Here is a 20852-nt window from a genome sequence, read left to right as displayed (position 1 = left end):
ATAATTATTTTAACTTAATCAACTTTCAAGTAAATAAATGTCATCGATCCCAGCTCTGGATATAGGTACATGTTACTAAAATTTGATAAGAATATGATGCCTACTCCAATTATGAATTTTTGAGTCATTTAGAACATATAGGGGTAAGAAATTAAGATAGTTATTATAAATTAGGAAGTATTAATGTTAATATATCCTTAATTTTCACAATTCAATGTTTTTTAAGTTAATTTTAATGCTTAATAAGTATGTTATTTTATTATTATCAAAAAACAGTCCTTTTAATATGGGCTTACACTAAAAGCATTTTGATTTCCTAACGTCAGTTTATATTAAAAATTTTACATTTTTTAATACAATTTTTGTACTTTTATAATGTAAGATTATCTAGTTAACCTTATTAACTTAAAAAATGGGTTAATCATCCGTAACATTTAATAAGCATGACAACTATAATACTAATTAGCACAGTATTATGATTAACCGTCTGGTAAAATGAAAGTTTAACTACCAGTTCTAGCTTGTACTGGATATGTTCCAGTATATATCACAAAATGCAATGGGGAAATCAAACCTGCTGTAATTGAGTGAGGGGATGCCTCCACTTTGTTGACATATTCAAGATTGAATTATGATGGTTTGATTATCCGTTAAATCGTTGCTATCAAGTTGAAGGTAGGGGTAGTCAGTTGAGATATGATGAGAGTTTTTAGAGATGTTTCTCTCATCATTTCTCTTTTAGAATCTGGTAATGAGGAGATGGTGGGAGTTTTGAGAGTTCTCTCACCATTGTCCAGATTTAGCTTATTTTGAATTAAATCATGTTTTATAGCTATAAAATAACTAGATCAATATTTATTCTACACTCTTGTCCTGCTTTGAAACGCAGAACCTGCAGAGAGCACCAGGTGTATTCATTTGTTTCTCTTTTACAGGACATAAATACACGCCGTTTTCAAATTTAAGCTTGAAACCTCCAGGAAATGAAGTTCCAACAGGGTGAATCGATGCCTCTAAAATAAAAGTCGTATAAATAGAAACAATTTTTGCTAAACGTAGAAAATAAAGTTCTGATCTAAGTTTAGATTCTTCTATCTGTCTGTTGAGCACTTCCAGAAATTCTTGAAACTTTTTATTGTTAATATGTCCTTCATAGTTTCCTTTATCTTCCCTGATATCTTTGAAACGGTTTATGAATGCTTTTGTGAAATTTTCAATGAACTCTTCTCTGTACCCTGCATGCATGTATTTAGCATCTTCCTGAATATAAGCAGAGGCAAGCATTATGTCATGCATGTGAATTCGTGATGCTTCTTGTTTTAAAACACCTAAAAGTTCATTCTTTGATATCTTCCTGGAAAAATCGAGTTCTTCAATTGTTTCAACCATGATAAGACCTTAATTTCTATAAATTTTAAACCTGTTTTTGTTTAACTTATTATATAAAACTTAAAAAAAATGGTTTCATTTTATGAAATGGATATGTCCAATTATACATCTTCGTCCTGCTCAGCAATACAGAACCCGCAAACAGCTCCAGGGTTGTCATTTTGTTTATCTTTTACAGGACAAAAGTAGGTCCCATTCTCATATTTAACTTTAAGACTGCCCGGGAACGGCGTTCCAACTATATGTATTGGTTCATCAAGGACAAATGTGGTGTAGATGGATATAATTTTATAAATCTTAAAAAAGTGGGATTCTTTGGACCTTATTTTAAACAGCATCTGTTCCTGTTCATTCAGGAGTTCAACAGCTTCTTTAAGTTTGCAGGTATTTACAGTGCCTTTAAATTTATTTTGATTATTTTTTATTTCTTTTAACCGTAGAATAAACCCTTTTACATATGCCCTTAAATATTCTTCCCTGTAATTTCCTTGTACATATTTTCCTTCAGCTACCAGATATGTGTGGGCAGTCATGATGTCTGTCATTGATATATCTGAAGCTTCTTTTTTAAGAACAAGTAATAGTTCTTCTACTGTTATTTTCCCTGTAAAATCAAGGCTTTCTAGCTTGTTTACCATTTTAAGTACCAGTATGTCAATTTTAAAAATTATTTAAAAATAAACTGGATTTATGGTTTAAATTTTGCAAACTGGTCTTTACCAAACTTATTCATTATAGACTCTGCAGTTTTAGGCCCTATTCCTTCTATTTTAACCAGTTCTTTCTCTGATACATAACTTAAATCGCTTCCGAACGCGTCTACAAGAGCACGGGCACGTTTTCGCCCAAGTCGTTTAACACTTACAACAAGTGGAATGATATCTTCGCGGACTCCATAGTAAAGACGTGCTGACAGCTTGTCGAGATCGCTGGAGTATGAATAATTGTCTAAGACATGACAAATTTCTTTAAAGAACTTAACCATCCTGGAAGCTTCATAAGCAGCCCTTCTCGTGGTTGCAGCGTACACATTAAACGCATTTTCTATTCCATATTCACTTCTCTCATTTATCCACTCTAAAAGGGCAGCAGTTGTAGCTTCATCGTTGCTGATATCGCAGGCAAATATCCCATATTCATTCAGCTTGTCCATTACTGGTTCCTTGCTTTTACGGCTTTTAAATGAGATTTTGGGCATATCTGGAGTCCTTGAAATATCATAGATAAGTTGATAGACATCAAGATCTGAAGCTCTTTTAGCGTATTCTTTAAGTCTCACTGCGGTTTCAACTGTATAATTGCTTCTTGCAATTAAATTTCCAAAATCAGTTGTTTTAAGCCCTTCGGGAGTAAGTTGAATTATTCCATTTTGAATCAGGAACTCAAGCGCGCTGTTTATTTCGTATTCCATTGTATCTACTGCAAGAGCGCCGAAGAAATCGTTGCAGTTCATTTGATAACCATAAAATGTTTCGCCGAAGAATTCTGTTATTTCCTGCGGAGTTTTGGCAAGTGAAGATGCTATCTGTGCTATTATCTGTCTGAAAACAGCGTCTTTATTTTCTATGAGTTTGGAAGATGTAAGTTCTATTTCTCCATATACGTAATGATCTTTTAAATTATAGCCTTCGTCCATGCTTTTGGCTACTAGATATGAATATCCTTCAGTATCATACCCTGGCCGACCTGCACGCCCTGACATCTGTTCGTAGTCAAATACTGGGATACTTTGAGGACCTCTAGATGTCCAGCGTGTGTAATCTCTTATTATAACATTTTTAGAGGGGAGGTTTACTCCGTACATGAGACTTGGAGTAGCGGTTATCATGTAAAGATTCCCTGCTCTAAACTCATTTTCAATTATTTCCCTCTGTTTGTCGAAAAGACCTGCATGGTGGAATGCTATTCCGTTTTCAACACATTCTGCAAGTTTTAAACACACTGAAGTTGGGCGTGACCCTCTTTTCCTTGGCACATCCAGTATTTTTTGAGCTACGGCTCTAAATGCAAGTTTCTTATCCCTTGGAATTTTCTTTTTCACTTTACCTGAGATAAAATTTGCAAGAGCTTCTGTAAACCGTCTTGTAGATACAAAAACAAGGATCTGAGATGAATCTTCAATGGATTCGTTTAAAACTTTTAAAACAACATCATTTTTATTTTTAACCCCAAGCTCCTCAGTTATGAGGACATCCTTATAAAGTGGAACTGGCCTGTAATCATGCTCCACAATCTCTGCATCCAACCAGCTTGCAAGCTCGTCCATATTCTTGAGAGTTGCTGAAAGTGCAATGATCCTTAGGGCGGGATTGATAATTTTTGATCGTGTCAGTGCACATTCAATTGTTGGGCCCCTTGAGTATTCACCAATCATGTGAAATTCATCAATAATCAGAAGATCCATTTCTCTTAAATTATTCCATGAGAAACGGGTAATTGCATCAAATGATTCAAAGACCATAACTGAGAGGTCTGACGATTTGGGGTGTTTCCCTACAGTTATACCAAATTTTTCAAACTTCTTAAATTCTGCCAGTTTCTCATTCTGTATCGATATAAGCGGTGCGGCGTATACTACCTTTCCACCATTTAAAATTGTATTTAATGCAGCAATTACTCCAAGAAGTGTTTTTCCACTTGCAGTTGGAATTGCTATTATATAATTAGATTTATTTTCAAGTAACCCTGAATCTAAAACTGCTTTTTGCGCAGGATTTAGTTCTTTAATCTTTGGATAGCAATCACTGATTATATCTCTGATTTTCTGATCTACTTTTTCCATAAAAATTAATAGTGCATTCTGCTTTTTATATTATACCTTTGATGCTTATTTAATAATTGAGTTATATATCTCCAATAAGTTAAAAACTATTAATTCTACCTTTTTTGGCCATAAAATTTCAGTATAACTAGAAAAAAATAATAGTGATTAGGTACATATTCATACTAAAGATCATTGTGAGTGTTTACCATGCCTCGATTTCAAACCATAACTCCGAAAGCAGCACTTAAATTAATGGAAGAGAAAGGTAATGAAATAACTATTTTGGATATCCGACCTGAGGATGAATTTGAAAAAGAACATGTCCCTGGAGCAGAAAATCTGGATTATCATGGACATCATTTCCAGGAAAAAGCAGAAAAACTGGATAAAAGTAAGAATTATATTATATACTGCAAAAGTGGTGCTAGAGGCGAATATTTTATGGGTAAAATGAAAGAATCTGGATTTAATGAAGCTTATAATATACTGGGCGGATTTGTGGCCTGGAAAATAAGTAAACTTCCCCTTGTAGGTGAAACAGAATAAGTTTTAAGCTAATGACATATATCTAAATGAAATTTTGTTTTTTGACGAATTAATACGTTTTTTATTAGCCAAATCAGGATCAAAATTATATTTAACATTATAAATATGTTTCAAATTATAAGTAAACTTTGTTAAATATTTGAAATAGAAACAAGATAAAATAATTATTATCTGTATATTTTGAATTGGATAAATCGTTTATAATTTATTTTAGGAGCATATAATCATTTTTCAAAACTTATTTTCTAAATAATAGGGCTATTTAATTTATTAACTGAGTAAATCAGTTAAATAAAGCTATTATTTTCTACAGTACTTATTTTAATCTTAATTCAACCAGTTATGGCATTTAAAAGGAAAAGTTTATTAAAAATTAAAAATAAATTAGTATATATCACTCTGTATCTAAAGGAGGTATTTGATGGTAAATTGGGGAGCAGTAGTTATAGGATTTGTTCTATCCATAATATTGTCCTGGCTATTTGGTGGATTGTTCTATGGTGGAAATTACTTTGGATTGTTCATAGCTGGACTGATTGTTGGTTTGATGGTGGGAGATGGAGCCTTAAACGGCGCGTGGAACGCGGCTGTGGCAGGTGCATTTGGCGGAATAATCGCAGCCATACTGATTGTAATTGGAGGAACACTATTTGCAGGCATTGCAGGACTTTTAGCAGGAGCTGCAGTTGGATTAGTAGTTGTTATAGTTGCAATAATCCAGTCTTTAGTTCTTATGGGAATCGGCGGAGCTATAGGTGGAGCAATAAAAGGATAGAAATAAATTAAAGGATAAATTTACCCTTTTTTCTCTTTTTTAACAACAATTATATCTGAAATTTTGGTAAAAGGATACTGGCCTTCAGAATCTTTTTCAACACTTTTTACCATGTCCCATACTGTTAAAAGTGCCACGCTTGTACCAGTTAAAGCTTCCATTTCAACACCAGTTTTTCCGAGGGAAGTTACACTGACTTCTGCCTGTATAAATTGGGGTTTTACATCGAATTTTACATCGACACCTGTGATTTTAAGGGAATGGCACAGAGGAATCAGGTGGTGTGTTGATTTCACAGCTCCAATAGCTGCAATTTGGGCTGTAGTAAGAACATTACCTTTTTTAATTTCTTCTTTTTCTATAAGTTGAATTGTTTCTGCACTTAAGTAGATTTTACCCTGTGCTACAGCGGTTCGTTTTACAACGGGTTTATCTGATACTTCTACCATGTGAACACCTTTTTTAGAAAGGTGTGTAAATGATTTTTCTTCCATTTAAGTCAGCTCCTAGTGAATTATTATAGTGAATTACGTAACTTTTTAAACGCTTAATTTTAAATATATCCGAAAATCGTAGATTTTCGATACGTCAAAACTTTCATTTTTGACAGCCGTCAAAAAAAATCAAAGATTTTTTGCAGGTTGAAAGAAATGTATATCATTTCTTGAACCCCAAAATTTTGTTAACAAAATTTTAGAGGTTTAAACCACGTAAATACATTTTTTTAGATCAATTAATCTAAATTATCTGGTAATTCACTATTAATTTATGAGTGTTAATCAATATGGAATTTCAATACTTGAATATTTCATTACCTGTTCCCTTGCATTTTTTCCCATGTTCTCTTTAAGTTCTTTATCCTGCAGTATTTTATTAATTGCTTCTGCAAGTCCTACAGGGTCTTCGGGATTTACAAGTATTCCAATCTTTTTATTTACAACTTCCGGAATTCCTCCAACTTTAGTTGCAACTACTGGTTTACCAGATGCCATGGCCTCTAAAATCACAATACCAAAACTTTCAGATACCGAAGGCACCACTACAACATCTGCTGAAGGCATTATATTTTCAATATCATTTCTCGCGCCTGTAAAAGTAATTCCTTCCATTTTTTCGAATTCTACAATACCCTTGAGTTCCTCAAGCAGGGGTCCGTCTCCAACAATCACTATTTCTGCATCTACATTGAGGAATTCTTTTGCCCGTATAAGATATTCAACACCCTTTTGCCACACTAAATTACCAACAAAAAGCACAACTGGCTTTTGTGGGTTTATATGTATTTCTTTTTTAAATGTACTTATCTGATCTGGTCTAAATCTTTCAACATCTACTGAATTGTAGGTGATTGATAGTTTATCTTCAAGCCCTTCGATGCCTAACTTAAGGACATTTTCTTTGAGCGAATCACTTACAACGAATACATAATCTGATCTTTTTAAAATAAATTTAATCATTGATTTTAACAGGGGTTTACGTGCCAGGACAAATATATCCGAGCCGTGTATAGTAATCGCTGTTTTAGTCTCTGAAAACATACTGCAAATAACTGCTATTAATCCGGGAGGCATAACGTAATGAGCGTGTATAAGATCAATTTTATATTTTCTAATCATACTCAAAAGCTTAAAAGTGGCAGATATTGAAAATAAAAATCCTCGTATACCCTTAATATTTACAGTTGGGGCTGTAAAAACAGGAATGCCTTCAATATCAGAAATATTTTCATGGGGATATGTGAGTACACATACTTTATCCCCTCGATTTACCAGTTCTCTGGATAAAAGATAGGTATATGAAGAAATACCTCCTAAATGGGGTGGAAAATGACCTAACATACATATCTTCATTATGTTCACCTTAAATTAAATTATATCATTGTAAAAATTATAAATTTATTTAATTATTGATTTTATAGTCATGAGCGTAATTAATTAAACTTACAATATTTGAAAGTCAGGCATAATGATTTTAAATTGATTAAATTCAATTATTTCACCGTTTCATTTGGATAGATGGTCTATTTTTGCACCTGACTATACAAGCAGTTATTGTTTGTTTAAAATTCTGCCGTTCATTGTAACGATAATTATGTCAAAATCTATGTTATATTTTTCATGACATTTCTCTTTTATAGATTTACCTATGAGTTCAAAAACAGAGTAGGTCATGTTTTCTTTATCAAGAATAGTTATCATGTCTTCTGTAGTTTTAGATTTAAAAATAGATTCTATTAACTTTTGGTCTGCACCTAAAAGTCCGCAGTATGCTGCTATTATTTCTCTTCTTCCATCTGCAACACTATTTTTAGTGTTAAAAATACCTGCAGCGATTTTAATGAGTTTACCTGCGTGTCCAAATAACATAATTTTGCTGATGCCTTTTTCTTCAGCTTTGTCTAACATGTAACCTACAAAATTGCTCATCTGGACTATTTTGTCTTTAGGAGCATCTAAAATTTTAACTGCAAGGCGTTCTCCAATGTTACCTGGCACGAAGATAAGATCTTCATATCCTTCAGCCACTGCAACATCAATCTGGCAGGCTAAAGATTCTTTATAAGCTTTAGAAGACATAGGCCTTGCGATACCAGTCGTTCCAAGAATTGAAATACCGCCGGTTATACCAAGACGAGAATTCATGGTTCTTTTTGCAATTTCTTCTCCTTTTGGGACAAATATTATAACTTCTGCTCCCTTTCCTTTAGGGAGCACCTTTTGGAGATTAATTTCTATCATTTGTCTTGGAACAGGATTTATGGCATGTTCTCCAACTGGGATCTGTAAACCTGGTTTGGTTACTTTACCAACACCTTCCCCGCCTTTAATTTTTATTTCGTTATCTTCAGTTATCTTCACGTCAGCACATATTTTAAGGTTTGTGGTGACATCAGGGTCGTTGTAGGGCATTTTAATTACACATGCTCTTCCAGAATTAGAACTAATTTTTCTTGAACAATTTATATCAATTTTAAGTATTCCAAAAGGAGTTTCAATATCTATCTGTGACGTAATATTTCCATTTACAGTTAAAAGTGCTGCAACAGCAGCAGCAGTTGCAGCGCTCCCTGTTGTAATCCCGTAAGAGGAATTTTCATTATTTTTCATTAATTCCCCTGTATCTCTGGACTTATTAATGAGATGCGCACTGTGGATTTCCATTTTTCTAAAATTAGCTTGCTTGTAATTCTTCTTTAATAGCTTTTTCTAGCTCGTCTTTTTCAGGAGCTCCTACAAATTTCACAGTACCGTTTATAGCAACGGCTGGAACTGCCATTAAACCATATTCTATTGCTTTTTCACGATTCTGCATTATATCAATTTTTTCAACTTCTATATCGTCTTGCATTTCTTTTTTTACTGCGTCAACAACTTCTATGGCCATAGGACAGTATGGGCATGAAGGAGATGTAAATACTTCTACTTTAACAGCCATTATTTAACCTCCATTATATAAGATTTTTATTTTAACATTATTCAATTTATTCAATATTTTTAGCATTTCTATTTTAATAAAATATCTATTTGGTTTTTTTAAGATTTAAATTTAACCCGCAAGTTACTGCAGATAAAAACATGTTGAAGTGTATCTTTTAAGTGATAGTCTTAATTTTTTTAAACTAGTTAAATTTGGGGGCGCGGTAAAGTCATTCAACATATTACTGATTTATTTTTTCATCATTTATCCTTAAATTCTGTTTCTGCCTTATATTTTTACCATACAAATTAGATTTAAAATGGAATTGTCATGAAATTATGATTTTAAAAGGGTAATGTCTATTTTATTTAAATATCAGGAGTTATAAAAGTACATATCATAATCTTCTTATTTAGTTACAAATAATGATAACACCTAAAGGTGATATATTGAAAACAATTGTTAAATCTCCAGGTTCTGCAACAGTTATAAATGCTATAGCCACTGGTTGTGGTTCAGCATTTGGTATTAGGCGTTATGTAACTGCAGAAGTGGAATTAAAATCATCAAATATAATATGTAAGTCAGATGAAGATGTAGACACAAGTTTAATGGAGCTATGTGTTAAAAGCGTTCTCCATAAATTTGATATTGATACTGGAGTTAGAGTTAAAACATATTCTGATCTTCCAGTTGCATCTGGACTTTCAAGCAGCAGTGCAACTTCAAATGCAGTTGTTCTGGCTACAGTTTTAGCTTTATCAAAAGAATATGGTCCTGATTGTTATATGTCGGATGTTGATGTATTAAATTTGGCTATAGATGCTTCGTTAGAGGCGGGTGTTACTATTACTGGTGCATTCGACGATGCAAGTGCTTCATTTTTTGGAGGATTAACTGTAACCGACAACATGAACCGAAAAATTTTGAAAAAGCAAGACATGGAAGAGCAAAATATATTAATATATATGCCAGATAAAAAATCACTTACTGCACAATCTGATATTTTGAAGATGAAACTTCTCTCACCTTATGTCAAGCTTGCATTTGGCCAGGCTTTGAAAGGTGATATATATAAGGCTCTAACTTTAAATGGACTTTTATATTGTGCAGCTCTTGAATTTAATCCTAACATTGCCCTTGATGCATTAAGTGCAGGTGCAATTGCAGCCGGATTATCAGGTACAGGGCCTTCATTTGTGGCTGTAACTGATGATAAAGCTTTAGATAATGTTTTAGACTCATGGAGCTCTTATGAAGGTAACATTATACATACTGAAGTTGATAATGAAGGCACAAAGGAAATTCTGAGTTAATAAGTCTCCTTTTTTAAACAAATTAAGGTGAAAAAGTGGATAAGGCAGAAGCTTTAAAAGTTCTTCAAGAATCTAGAGTCGCAATCGATAAAATAGATGAAGAACTAATATATTTAATAGAAAAAAGAACATCTCTTGCTAAAGATATTGCGAGTGCAAAACTAGCTTTGGGCATTCCAATAGAAGATAAAAAAAGAGAAGATTATATTCAAGATAAAATTAAAAAGATCTCCAAAGAAATAGATGGAGACTTCATCAATAAAATAATGAATATTTTGATGGAATTAAACAAAAAAGAACAAGAAAAAATACTTAGGAGGAATACTAATGGGTAACATAAGAACATCATTCGTAAAAAGAACTGCAAAAGAATTAGTAGAAACATATGAGGGTAAATTTACCACAGATTTTGATGAAAATAAAAAATTAGTAGAAGAATTTTCTACTGTAAGTACAAAACATCTTAGAAATAAAATTGCAGGATATGTAACTAGACTAGTAAAACAAGGACCTCAATAGATCTTATAGATATCAATAGATTTCAGGTGTGACAGTTAATGGGAATTATAGTGGCCAAGTTCGGAGGAACATCCGTTGGCAATGGTGAACGGATTAAAAAAGCAGCGCAATCAGTTGTAAATGAATACATGAAAGGTAAAAAGGTAGTAGTTGTTGTATCTGCAATAAATAAAACGACAGATGAGTTTTTAAAAATTGTAGATACTGCTATGGGAAAATCTATAACAGACAAACAGCTTGCTGAAGTTGTTTCAATGGGAGAAATGACCAGTGTTAGAATATTTTCATCAACTATCGAATCTTTAGGTGTTAAATCCGAATATGTAGATCCATATGCAGATGCTTGGCCCGTAATTACTGATAACAATTTTTTAAGTGCAAAAATTAACTTTGAAGTAACAGAAGAAAAATCAAGCAAGATTGAAGAAATGATAGACGAAGGAATAATTCCTGTAGTCTGTGGATACCTTGGAAAAAATGAATCAGGGAACATCACAACTTTAGGACGAGGAGGAAGTGACATAACTGCATTTTTGCTTGGGCACTGCCTCAAAGCTGAAGAAGTTATCATTGTAACTGATGTTGATGGAGTAATGTCTACTGATCCAAACAAACTTCTCTCGGCTAAAAAGCTTGATAAAATTTCTGTTGAAGAAATGAGGGACCTTGCAACTCATGGAGCACAGGTATTGCACCCCCATGCTCTAAAATACAAAGATCCAAAAATAGATGCTAAAATAATTGGATATGAAAAAGGAGACTTATCTACTCCTGGGACAGAAATTATAGGTCCTTCTAATAATGAATTACTCAAATGTGCAACCATAAACAGCGAACCTATATCTGTTATTGCTGTTGTTGGGGAAGAGATTTTAACAAAATCTGGAATTTTGTCAAAAATCACAGATACTCTTGCAAAACATAAAATTAACATCTATGGAATTTCTACAGGTCAAAATTCCATAACTGTATTCGTTAATAAATCTGATTCAGACCGTGCTCATGAAGTTCTCCATGAAGTTGTTGTAACAACTGATGATTTAAGTTCTCTTTCTCTGGGAAGAGAAATTGCAATGATAACTGTTGCAAGTCAGGATTTTATAGACACTCCTGGAGTAATAGCAGAAATAACTGAACCTTTACAAAAAAGTAAAATAAATATTGTTGAAATTTCTTCAAGTCAGACTTCTGTTGTTCTTTTTGTGGATTGGGATGATGGTAATAAGGCTTATGAACTTGTAAAAGGTGTCTTAAAATGAAATTTGAAGGTACGACCGTGGCTATGGTGACTCCATACACGAAAAACGATGAAATAGATGAAGAAGGAATTCGTGAAAACATAAATTATTTGATAGAAAACGGCGTTAATGGGATATTAGCTGCAGGAACAACTGGTGAATCAGCTACAATATCTCACGATGAGCACAGAAAGCTGTTAGATATTTTAATTGACGAAGCTGATGGTAAAGTTACAACTATCGCCGGTGCAGGTAGTAATTCATCCAAGGAAGCTCTTGGGCTTGTTAAACATGCTGAAGATATAGGCGCAGATGGAGCACTGGTTATAACACCTTATTACAATAAACCGCAGCAAAATGGCCTTTATGAGCATTATAAATTACTTGCAGAATCTACAAATATTCCTATAATAGTTTACAATGTACCTTCAAGAACAGGTACAGATATAGACGTTGAAACTATAGGAAAAGTTGCAGAACTTGACAACATTGCTGCTATTAAAGAAGCAAACCCTGACCTGGATAAAGTATCTCAAATAATTAAAAAAATTGATGAAATAGGTAAAACTGATAAATTCGCAGTTCTATCTGGAAATGATGATCTTACACTTCCTATGATAGCTTTGGGTGCAAAAGGAGTGATAAGTGTTGTTGCAAATGTTGATCCAGCACGTATGAGCCAGCTGGTTAATTATGCATTGGAAGGGGACTTTGAATCTGCATCTGAATCCCATTACGAACTTTATGATCTCATGAAAGTTCTATTCATTGAGACAAATCCAGTCCCAGCAAAAACAGCTTTAAGTATGATGGGAAGGCCAGCAGGTAATGTAAGAATGCCTCTTGCACCTATTAATGAGGAAAACAAGGCTAAATTAAAAGAAGTACTTAAAAACCTTGATTTAATTTAAATTATTATTTAGCACATTTGCTAAAACTATTATTTAATTTTTATATCGCTCGAGAATTCCCTCAAAAACTATGTTTTCGCCGGTTTTTCGGGCTTTTTTATAATTTTTACAGGGAAATTGGTTAAAATCAAAGATTTTATGCCTGAAATAGAAAATATTTAGGTCGAAATCATGGATTTTTTGAATCAAAATATTAAATATTGGAGAGATTGATAAAATGATTGGAGTGGCTGTAACAGGCGCAAGCGGAAGAATGGGTTCTAAAATAATTAGGACCATACTTGAACAGGATGACATGAAAGTTGTGGCAGCAATAGAAGCACCAAATACCCCTTTTGAGGGAAAGGATGTAGGTGAAGTAATTGGTGTGGGAACCATTGGTGTTCCTGTAAACGGTGCTGAAAAACTTGCTGAAGTTCTAACAGAGAAGAAGCCAGATGTGCTTGTTGATTTTACTATAGCAAATGCTGCCGTAGGTACAATTAAAACTTCAGCAGAATGTGGAGTTAATTTAGTTGTAGGTACAACTGGATTTTCAGACGAGCAAATGGAAGAAATGAAAAATGCTATAGAAAAGAATAAAGTAAAAGCAGTAATTGCTCCAAACATGGCAGTAGGTGTAAATGTATTCTTTAAAATCATTGCGGACCTTGCTAAAATCTTAAAAGATGATTATGATGTGGAGATAATAGAAGCTCACCACAAGCATAAAGCTGATGCACCATCAGGAACAGCTGTTAAAGCTTATGAAGTTCTGGCAGAGACACTTGGAAGAGATAAGAATGAATGTGGTGTCTATGGCAGGCAAGGAATGGTAGGTGCACGTACTCCTGAAGAGATCGGAATACACGCTGTCCGTGGTGGAGATATCGTTGGAGACCACACTGTACTTTTTGCAGGTGAAGGAGAAAGAATTGAAATTGTCCATAGAGCACACAGCAGGCAGGCATTTGTATCAGGAGTAATTAAAGCAGTAAGATATGTTGTTGGGGCTTCTGAGGGAAAAATAAGCGATATGGGAGATGTTCTCGGTATAAAATAAAAAAAATAATTTGCTTATTTTATATAATATTTTTATTTTTTAGGGGGATACATGCTTTTTAAGAAACGTGAACCAGTAACTGAATTTGTTCCAACTTTCTTAAAGGAAGACCGTTCTGCTTTAAGAAAGATTCATGAAATGATAAGTGGTGCACAGAATCATATTTATATTGTATATCCATGGATCACGCTTGGTGAGGAATTTATCATTCCTTTTGAAAATGCTTTATCTAATAATAAAGATGTAGAAGTATATCTTATCACTAAACTGGAAAAGGAAGATGTATTTCGAAGGCTGCATCAATTAGATGATGTTGAAAGGTGGAAAAGTATTTTTGGTGACAATATATCTATAAAATACAATAATAATCTTCATGCAAAGATGATAATTGTTGATGACACTGAAATGATTGCTGGATCTTCAAATTTAACTGGAAGCGGTCTTGGATCATCTAGAGATTATGAAGGAAAGCCTCAGATTGAAGCAAATATTTATACAAATGACCGAAAAGCTGTAGAAAATGGAGTAGGCTTTTTTGTCAGGTTATGGAGCCATAAAACTTCAAATAAATATGTTAATGATGAATATGTGTTATCTTGTAAATCGTACCATCTATCTGGGATATATCAAAGATACAGGAAGGACTTTGATAAAATAGTGAATCAAGAGAAGATGCGGGTAAAGGACGATGGAACTTTAAAGTTTAGCGGAATTTTAGGCTATTTAGATAGTAAAAAAGCGTATGTTTTGGGAAAAACAAGGAAAGATATTGCCGTGAAACTTTTGCGAGATAGCAGAAGTTTGAATTCATCTAAAATCGGTGATGAAGTAGAAATTTCAGGTAAATTTAACAGGATAGAAGGACATATCGAGTTTACAATAAAAGAATTATCAAAGGGCACTGATAAATTTAACATAAATAATTTGAGGTTAGGTTTAAGTAAAATTAAGATAAAGGGAGAAGTTATAAGCATAGAAGAAGTAATTGAAATGGAGACTAAGTATGGCAGTAAGGTGTTAACACTTGTTAAAATTAAAGATGACACTGGAGATATCACTTTAGAGCTTTGGGATAATATAATTCCAAGTGGAAAACTTAAAGGCGGTATCAAGCTGGAAATAACAAACGGCTATACGAAGGTCCATGAGGGAGAATTAAGATTAGGACTTCAAAAGAACGACGGAAAAATAAAGTTATTAGGTGTATAAATTTATAGTAGATAACATAAATTATTAGATATATTTAGTAAATTAAAGATAATATGACATAAATAAAATGGAAAGTCATTTCTACGATATTTTGTTATGAATCTATATTATAGGTGATTATATGGTAAACGTAGGTATTCTCGGAGCAACTGGAATGGTTGGGCAGAGATTCATTGAACTTTTGGCAGATCATCCAAAGTTTGAAATCACTGCTCTTACAGCATCTGCAAGATCAGCAGGAAAAAGATATGAAGACGCTGCAACATGGTATCTTGATAGTTCGATACCAGAAAGTGTTAAAGATATTACTGTAGTTGATACAGACCCTAAAGAAACTAAAGATGTTGATATTGTGTTTTCTGCGCTTCCAGCAGATACTGCAGCGATTGTTGAGCCGAAGTTTGCCAAATCCTGTATTGTAGCATCAAATGCAAGTGCAATGAGAATGGAGCCCGATGTTCCCCTGGTGATACCTGAAGTTAACCCTGAACATTTGGATTTAGTAGAAATTCAACAAAAAAACAGAGGATGGGATGGATTCATAGTAACAAATCCTAACTGTTCAACCATAGCTTTAACTCTCACTTTAAAACCACTTTATGATCAGTATAACCTAAAAAGGGTGTATGTTTCAACCATGCAGGCTGTTTCTGGAGCTGGTTATAATGGTGTTCCTTCAATGGCAATAGTGGATAATCTCGTGCCTTTTATCGGCGGCGAAGAAGAGAAAATGGAATCTGAAACACTTCATTTGCTTGGTGAATTTGATGGAGAATCTGTAGTCCCTGCGCCATTCGGATTAAGTGCTTCCTGCCACAGGGTTGCTGTTGTCGATGGTCATACTGAAGCAGTTTTCATTGAAATGGAAGATGATTTAGAGATTGAAGATGTGAAAAATTGTTTATATAATTTCAAAGGCATTCCACAAAAGTTAGATCTCCACTCTGCACCAAAAAACCCTGTTGTAATCCGGGAAGAAGAAAATAGGCCGCAGCCAAGAATGGATAGGAATACTGATAACGGCATGGCTGTAACTGTTGGAAGATTAAGGAAAGATGCAGCATTTGATAACAGTCTTAGATATGTATTAGTTGGGCATAACACTATAAGGGGTGCCGCTGGCGCTTCTATTTTGAATGCTGAACTTATTTCTGAGATAATGTAGTGTTTAAACGTGTATTGGATCTCTGCATAAAAATCAAAGATTTTTAAAGAGTACTCAAACAAATAATTAGAAAAACTCTTTAAAATCATGGATTTTGCAGGGTTTTCTTTTTTTTACTTTAATAATTTGATTTTCAGAGTATTACTCGATCAAGTCTCTAATGTGATTGCCAGCAGATTTAAGATAAGTTTATATTAGATATATATTTATTAAATTAATATTGAACTAAAATCACGGTGAATATATAACGATTTATTAAATATGTGAATATATTCGTGAGTTAGTAATGGTAATTTGATGATCTGTGATTTACATCACAGTTAGTGTTACAGTTTAAAATGAGGGGAAGTTTGTGAAAGAAAGGTACAACATAATCTTTGCAGTATTTGCCGTAACTTTTGTAATTGCGAGCATATTTTCAGTATATGCCGACAGTTCAAACTCTTCAAATTCAACTAATAATACAAATTCAACCAATGTTACAAAAAATGCTTCGAAGAGCATTATGGTTCAACCAATGTCAATATTGTCAGATGTAGAAGCAGATCCTGCGACTGTTAATTTTGGAAATTTAGCAGCTGATGGTACAGAATATACATTTACTCGTGCAACGACAGTTAGTGTATCATCTCTTTTGGGTAGTGGTGGACTTTACGTTAGAGCATCGGGTGATTTCACAAGCGGTACTAATAGAATTGCATTGAGTAATTTTAAGTACGGTGGCCAATATAGTGGGGGCACTATAAGTAAAAAAGCATTTACTACGGATGATGAATTATTAAAGTCTTATTCTGGGTTGTTTCATAGTGAAACTGTGTACATGGACTATTATATAACAGTACCTGAGGGCACTGAACCTGGAACTTACACTACAACAATTACTTATACTGCTACTTAGTGTTATGAATTCTTAAAATTTGGTTTAAATCTTTTTATGGACTATTTTTTTAATTATAATTATATTTTCTTAATAATGGCATATTTGTTATTGATTAAGTGCATGAAATTTATTATATTTAATACTAATTCTTGATTATATAATAATAAGTAATTTTATGCCTTATTACTGTCTTTTGGGCCTTTTAATACTATATTTCACAAAAAAAGCACGTAATATTTATATATTAAAAGAACTATACCTCACTTTAGTTGATATCCAGTTATAACTTTGTGACAATTGTCACTAATTGAATACAATGATAACTAATAATTATATTAATATAATGGGGACGTGATTAATAATGAATCAAAAATTAGTAGGAATAATTCCTTTAATAGCTGCAATGATGTTTGTTGCTGTTTTTGCAGTGGGAGACAATCCGGCTGCAGCTGCTACAGATAGTCAGACTGCAACAGTGACCGTTAACCAAAACATAGCATTAACTGTCGGTAATACTGCATTTGGCGCTTTAAATCCTGGTGCTACTGGTGCCTCAAGTAGTAACTTTGATATAGCAAATACTGGAAACGTTAAATCTGATATATATGTTAAAGCAGATACATCAGCATTTACATCTACTGCTCCAGTAACAGATACAATCGGAATAGATGAAGCAAACTATGAAATTGTTGGTCAATCTGGAAATGTTGCAATATCTGCTGCTGCTGCTGCTAAAGTATATGATAATTTAGCTACTGCAAGAACCGGTACCAATGTTTTCACAACACATCAGTTAATTGATATACCTGCTGGCGCTGAAGATGGTGATTATTCTATTAGTTTAACTTACACAGCTGTTAAACACGGAGCTACAGCACCGTAATAAAAACATTTTTTTTTAAATTTTTTTATTTTTAATTTTACTTAGAAAATCTTTAAATACTTCAAAAGTATACTGTTTTGTAAATCAGATCATTATTAGTATCCAATAAATGATCTGGAGGTTTCACATGTTTTTAGGAAATATTAAGAAGTTTTTACCAGTGATTTTAATTTTATTTATATTGATTAATTCAGTGGGGTCCGTTTTTGGTGCAGGGCTTTTAGCATCACCCCCTGAAATTAAATATAATTTAACACCGTCACAAACTGTTTCTGGTCAGGTAAAAGTTACAAATATTGGGGATGAAACACTGAATGTAACAGTTAACAAAAAAAGGCTGTTAATGGACAGTATTCATCTGCTTTACTCTGATCAAGGAATTGCTACGTGGATAAACCTGGGCGTAACCAATTTCACATTAACACCTAAGGCATCAAAGGTCATTCCATTTACTCTTACTGCCCCCTCAAAGATAAATTATTCTGACGCTATGGGTGCAATGGTCATAACTGGGGTACCTTTGCAGAACAGTAGCAATTTAAGCCAGACTTTAACTATTAAACAGGGTGTAGAACTTGTTATTCCAATAATAGCAGGTCTTCCAGGCCCTATTGTTGAATCATTACAAATGATTCAGCACAGTACACCCACAGTCCTTCTTTCATACATGCCTGGCGATTTTATATATCAGTTAAACAACAACGGAACTGTATATGCAAACATGACAGGAAATATTGAAATAAATGGCTTGCTTGGAAAACAAGTTGTACCCATACAGGGTGGAGTATTCCCTGGAGATAATTACACTTTAACTGCGCAGTGGACACCTGGATTTGCAGACTTTGGTCTTTATTCTGCAGATACAAAAATAAACTACGGGAGATATCAACAGAACAAGATCCTCCAGGCACATGACACAATTCTTGTAATTCCAATATGGCTAATACTATTGTTGATAATTGCAGCAGCAGTGTGGATCATCAGGAAAAAAGAAATAGAATCCCCAATTAAAATCAAAGTAGAAAGGAAAAAATAATTTAACTTATTTCCTTTTTTCTATTATTTTGTAAGTCCTATTTGATTAGCTGTTTTTAATAGTTTATGTATCTTTTTTAAAAGGTTATTATGTATCTAATTTTTTTAATCAGTACTTTAAATCAGTTCAAATACAGCAAACAAGTTATTATTTGTGTTTTTTTTAATATTATTGGTTATTTCTTCACTGATATAAAAATATAATTTATTTTAATATTAATTGATTTTTTAAATAATAAAATATAGATTAATATGTTTATTTAAACCTTAATTTTAATTTATTTCACATAAAAATACATAATATTTATACGTGATAATGACAATATCACATTTTAACTAAATCAGTTAAATATTTGTGCTTATCTTCACTAATTTAACGGATTATATATGATCAAGCAAAGGGAACTTAATGAACCAGAAAATATTGGGAATAGCTTATTTAACAGTTGCAGTCCTGTTTATAGCAGTGTTTGCAGCAGCAAATACTGATGCGGCAGCAGTATCTGAATCAAGTTCAGCAGGACAGACTATTACATTAATCGTTAAAAGCACTGATCATAATGGCACATCAAATAGTACTCAAAATTACACCAATAACACTAAAAGGGATATTGCACTAAAAATCAATCCAACAAATATTAAAATGACTACAAATGGACATAATCCTCTGGCTGGTGAAACAGCTTACAGCAGTGCTGAACTAGACCGTAATATTTACATTAAAAATGCTGGAAATGTATCTATAAATCTGCTTGTAAGGTCTGCAAGTACGCAATTTTCAGACGGCGGTTCTAATGTATTCACACCAGCATCTTTCACAATTAACTCGGAAGATGGTTCTTCAGTAGATATTTTAACTACAAATGTTGGTATTGCTGTGCAAATGCCAGCTGATGGTTCTGAAAGCCATTTTGGTACTTATTTAACATTGGGTATACCATTTTATACCTCTGCAGGGAATTATTATAATCAATTAACGTACACTGCTATAGAAAGCAATTAATCTACTAATTTTTAGTTATTTGGATGAATTATAGAATAACGTTATCTGTAACATCCATATTTTTTAAAAGAATACAAATTTATCATTTAAATAACGGGAAAACTTTAATTATTTAAAGATCAAATAATAAGTATTTTAAAAATTCCTTGTTTTACTAGTTAATATAGAGGGTACGCATGCTAAATGGACTAATTGGGACATTAAATCAGGTAGATATTATAATTTTCTATTTAATTAATATCAACATGCAAAATCAAGTTTTTGATGTTATAATGCCGTTGATATCAAGTGTGGGATATTTTAGCATTTGGATTGGGCTATGTGTTTTACTGTACATATTTGGCGGGAGGAAAGGGAGAAATGTTGCGTTAGTTTGTATAGTTGCCCTGGTATTCGGTTATTTTTTGACAGAAATTTTAAAGTATATTGTTGCAAGGCCAAGGCCATATGTTGCACTTAATGGAATACGGGTTTTAACAGATATGAGCGGTTCTTCATGGCCATCAGGTCACACGGTTGCTTCTTTTATAGGGGCAATTATAATTGGGAGGAGTTACAGCTTTAAATTTAAAGGTAAAAGGTGTAAATTAATTTATCCTCTGCTGATATTTGCATTTCTGGTCGGATTTTCAAGAATTTATAATGGAGTTCATTATCCATTTGATGTAATTTCGGGTGCTTTAATTGGTATATTTTGCGCTTTGTTAATTCTAATGATTGAAAAGGATATAATAAAGTTTAATGAAATGTTATCGTGAAA

22 protein-coding genes are annotated in these 20852 nt (G+C 33.1%); 15 read left to right on the top strand and 7 right to left on the bottom strand.

Going from position 1 to position 20852, the window contains the following annotated elements:
- Positions 1-855: 855 nt before the first annotated feature.
- The 3 genes from AAGU07_RS12985 to AAGU07_RS12975 form a co-directional block, all read right to left on the bottom strand.
- The gene (locus AAGU07_RS12985) at positions 856-1389 is read right to left on the bottom strand and encodes a DUF2115 domain-containing protein (protein ID WP_342459532.1); all 534 of its coding nucleotides are present in this window, start codon (positions 1387-1389) and stop codon (positions 856-858) included.
- Between the two features lie 101 nt (positions 1390-1490).
- Positions 1491-2027 carry a DUF2115 domain-containing protein gene (locus AAGU07_RS12980; protein WP_342459531.1) on the bottom strand — a complete coding sequence of 179 codons (537 nt, stop codon included), beginning with the start codon at positions 2025-2027 and terminating at the stop codon, positions 1491-1493.
- Positions 2028-2077: 50 nt separating this feature from the next.
- Positions 2078-4171, bottom strand: a complete 2094-nt coding sequence (locus AAGU07_RS12975; RefSeq protein WP_342459530.1) for a DEAD/DEAH box helicase — start codon at positions 4169-4171, stop codon at positions 2078-2080.
- 189 nt (positions 4172-4360) lie between these two features.
- Here AAGU07_RS12975 and AAGU07_RS12970 point away from each other — a divergent pair, with 189 nt between their 5' ends.
- Entirely contained in the window at positions 4361-4699 is a 339-nt protein-coding gene (locus tag AAGU07_RS12970) for a rhodanese-like domain-containing protein (protein WP_342459529.1), read from the top strand.
- A 421-nt stretch (positions 4700-5120) separates the two neighbouring features.
- On the top strand, positions 5121-5474 hold the full coding sequence (locus tag AAGU07_RS12965) for a DUF5518 domain-containing protein (protein ID WP_342459528.1): 354 nt from the start codon (positions 5121-5123) through the stop codon (positions 5472-5474).
- Positions 5475-5494: 20 nt separating this feature from the next.
- Here the strand turns inward: AAGU07_RS12965 and moaC are convergent, their stop codons facing one another.
- The 4 genes from moaC to AAGU07_RS12945 form a co-directional block, all read right to left on the bottom strand.
- Complete coding sequence (gene moaC, locus AAGU07_RS12960; RefSeq protein WP_342459527.1) at positions 5495-5968, bottom strand: cyclic pyranopterin monophosphate synthase MoaC; 474 nt, start codon at positions 5966-5968, stop codon at positions 5495-5497.
- A 285-nt stretch (positions 5969-6253) separates the two neighbouring features.
- Positions 6254-7324, bottom strand: coding sequence for a glycosyltransferase family 4 protein (locus AAGU07_RS12955; RefSeq protein WP_342459526.1), 1071 nt, complete (start codon positions 7322-7324; stop codon positions 6254-6256).
- A gap of 198 nt (positions 7325-7522) precedes the next feature.
- Positions 7523-8581: a cobalt-precorrin-5B (C(1))-methyltransferase CbiD gene (gene cbiD / locus AAGU07_RS12950; protein ID WP_342459525.1), complete on the bottom strand. Its 1059-nt coding sequence runs from the start codon at positions 8579-8581 to the stop codon at positions 7523-7525.
- A 64-nt stretch (positions 8582-8645) separates the two neighbouring features.
- On the bottom strand, positions 8646-8909 hold the full coding sequence (locus AAGU07_RS12945) for an MJ0307 family thioredoxin (RefSeq protein ID WP_069583598.1): 264 nt from the start codon (positions 8907-8909) through the stop codon (positions 8646-8648).
- 431 nt (positions 8910-9340) lie between these two features.
- On the opposite strand from AAGU07_RS12945, the gene AAGU07_RS12940 reads away from it, so the two are divergent.
- From AAGU07_RS12940 to AAGU07_RS12880, 13 genes are all read left to right on the top strand, one after another.
- On the top strand, positions 9341-10207 hold the full coding sequence (locus AAGU07_RS12940; RefSeq protein ID WP_342459524.1) for a shikimate kinase: 867 nt from the start codon (positions 9341-9343) through the stop codon (positions 10205-10207).
- Positions 10208-10242: 35 nt separating this feature from the next.
- Positions 10243-10542 carry a chorismate mutase gene (locus AAGU07_RS12935; protein WP_069583600.1) on the top strand — a complete coding sequence of 100 codons (300 nt, stop codon included), beginning with the start codon at positions 10243-10245 and terminating at the stop codon, positions 10540-10542.
- Positions 10535-10726 carry a 30S ribosomal protein S17e gene (locus AAGU07_RS12930; protein ID WP_048080698.1) on the top strand — a complete coding sequence of 64 codons (192 nt, stop codon included), beginning with the start codon at positions 10535-10537 and terminating at the stop codon, positions 10724-10726. The genes AAGU07_RS12935 and AAGU07_RS12930 overlap by 8 nt, the downstream gene beginning before the upstream one ends.
- Positions 10727-10764: 38 nt before the next feature.
- A complete protein-coding gene (locus AAGU07_RS12925) occupies positions 10765-11985 on the top strand; it encodes an aspartate kinase (RefSeq protein WP_342459523.1) in 1221 nt (406 codons plus the stop codon).
- Positions 11982-12875: a 4-hydroxy-tetrahydrodipicolinate synthase gene (gene dapA, locus AAGU07_RS12920; RefSeq protein ID WP_342459522.1), complete on the top strand. Its 894-nt coding sequence runs from the start codon at positions 11982-11984 to the stop codon at positions 12873-12875. The genes AAGU07_RS12925 and dapA overlap by 4 nt, the downstream gene beginning before the upstream one ends.
- Before the next feature lie 217 nt (positions 12876-13092).
- The gene (gene dapB / locus AAGU07_RS12915) at positions 13093-13917 is read left to right on the top strand and encodes a 4-hydroxy-tetrahydrodipicolinate reductase (RefSeq protein WP_342459521.1); all 825 of its coding nucleotides are present in this window, start codon (positions 13093-13095) and stop codon (positions 13915-13917) included.
- A 51-nt stretch (positions 13918-13968) separates the two neighbouring features.
- Positions 13969-15126, top strand: a complete 1158-nt coding sequence (locus AAGU07_RS12910; RefSeq protein WP_342459520.1) for a phospholipase D-like domain-containing protein — start codon at positions 13969-13971, stop codon at positions 15124-15126.
- A 121-nt stretch (positions 15127-15247) separates the two neighbouring features.
- A complete protein-coding gene (gene asd, locus AAGU07_RS12905; protein WP_342459519.1) occupies positions 15248-16291 on the top strand; it encodes an aspartate-semialdehyde dehydrogenase in 1044 nt (347 codons plus the stop codon).
- A 505-nt stretch (positions 16292-16796) separates the two neighbouring features.
- A complete protein-coding gene (locus AAGU07_RS12900) occupies positions 16797-17189 on the top strand; it encodes a hypothetical protein (RefSeq protein WP_342459518.1) in 393 nt (130 codons plus the stop codon).
- A 343-nt stretch (positions 17190-17532) separates the two neighbouring features.
- Positions 17533-18054, top strand: a complete 522-nt coding sequence (locus AAGU07_RS12895) for a hypothetical protein (RefSeq protein WP_342459517.1) — start codon at positions 17533-17535, stop codon at positions 18052-18054.
- Between the two features lie 127 nt (positions 18055-18181).
- Positions 18182-19090, top strand: a complete 909-nt coding sequence (locus AAGU07_RS12890; RefSeq protein ID WP_342459516.1) for a hypothetical protein — start codon at positions 18182-18184, stop codon at positions 19088-19090.
- A gap of 408 nt (positions 19091-19498) precedes the next feature.
- Complete coding sequence (locus tag AAGU07_RS12885; protein WP_342459515.1) at positions 19499-20092, top strand: hypothetical protein; 594 nt, start codon at positions 19499-19501, stop codon at positions 20090-20092.
- A 176-nt stretch (positions 20093-20268) separates the two neighbouring features.
- A complete protein-coding gene (locus AAGU07_RS12880; RefSeq protein ID WP_342459514.1) occupies positions 20269-20850 on the top strand; it encodes a phosphatase PAP2 family protein in 582 nt (193 codons plus the stop codon).
- Positions 20851-20852 lie beyond the last annotated feature (2 nt).

The organism is Methanobacterium sp. (assembly GCF_038562635.1).
In the GTDB taxonomy this organism is placed as follows: Archaea; Methanobacteriota; Methanobacteria; order Methanobacteriales; family Methanobacteriaceae; genus Methanobacterium_D.
Note: the sequence above shows the minus strand (reverse complement) of the source record. Positions and strands in the feature narration are given on the sequence as shown.

Coding starts and splice junctions, on each gene's coding strand:
- AAGU07_RS12885 (WP_342459515.1), top strand. CDS start 19,499: ATGAACCAGAAAATATTGGGAATAGCTTATTTAACAGTTGCAGTCCTG.
- AAGU07_RS12970 (WP_342459529.1), top strand. CDS start 4,361: ATGCCTCGATTTCAAACCATAACTCCGAAAGCAGCACTTAAATTAATG.
- AAGU07_RS12985 (WP_342459532.1), bottom strand. CDS start 1,389: ATGGTTGAAACAATTGAAGAACTCGATTTTTCCAGGAAGATATCAAAG.
- AAGU07_RS12965 (WP_342459528.1), top strand. CDS start 5,121: ATGGTAAATTGGGGAGCAGTAGTTATAGGATTTGTTCTATCCATAATA.
- AAGU07_RS12895 (WP_342459517.1), top strand. CDS start 17,533: ATGAATCAAAAATTAGTAGGAATAATTCCTTTAATAGCTGCAATGATG.
- moaC (WP_342459527.1), bottom strand. CDS start 5,968: ATGGAAGAAAAATCATTTACACACCTTTCTAAAAAAGGTGTTCACATG.
- AAGU07_RS12955 (WP_342459526.1), bottom strand. CDS start 7,324: ATGAAGATATGTATGTTAGGTCATTTTCCACCCCATTTAGGAGGTATT.
- cbiD (WP_342459525.1), bottom strand. CDS start 8,581: ATGAAAAATAATGAAAATTCCTCTTACGGGATTACAACAGGGAGCGCT.
- AAGU07_RS12880 (WP_342459514.1), top strand. CDS start 20,269: ATGCTAAATGGACTAATTGGGACATTAAATCAGGTAGATATTATAATT.
- AAGU07_RS12975 (WP_342459530.1), bottom strand. CDS start 4,171: ATGGAAAAAGTAGATCAGAAAATCAGAGATATAATCAGTGATTGCTAT.
- AAGU07_RS12980 (WP_342459531.1), bottom strand. CDS start 2,027: ATGGTAAACAAGCTAGAAAGCCTTGATTTTACAGGGAAAATAACAGTA.
- asd (WP_342459519.1), top strand. CDS start 15,248: ATGGTAAACGTAGGTATTCTCGGAGCAACTGGAATGGTTGGGCAGAGA.
- AAGU07_RS12900 (WP_342459518.1), top strand. CDS start 16,797: ATGGTTCAACCAATGTCAATATTGTCAGATGTAGAAGCAGATCCTGCG.
- AAGU07_RS12910 (WP_342459520.1), top strand. CDS start 13,969: ATGCTTTTTAAGAAACGTGAACCAGTAACTGAATTTGTTCCAACTTTC.
- AAGU07_RS12925 (WP_342459523.1), top strand. CDS start 10,765: ATGGGAATTATAGTGGCCAAGTTCGGAGGAACATCCGTTGGCAATGGT.
- AAGU07_RS12945 (WP_069583598.1), bottom strand. CDS start 8,909: ATGGCTGTTAAAGTAGAAGTATTTACATCTCCTTCATGCCCATACTGT.
- dapB (WP_342459521.1), top strand. CDS start 13,093: ATGATTGGAGTGGCTGTAACAGGCGCAAGCGGAAGAATGGGTTCTAAA.
- AAGU07_RS12890 (WP_342459516.1), top strand. CDS start 18,182: ATGTTTTTAGGAAATATTAAGAAGTTTTTACCAGTGATTTTAATTTTA.
- dapA (WP_342459522.1), top strand. CDS start 11,982: ATGAAATTTGAAGGTACGACCGTGGCTATGGTGACTCCATACACGAAA.
- AAGU07_RS12930 (WP_048080698.1), top strand. CDS start 10,535: ATGGGTAACATAAGAACATCATTCGTAAAAAGAACTGCAAAAGAATTA.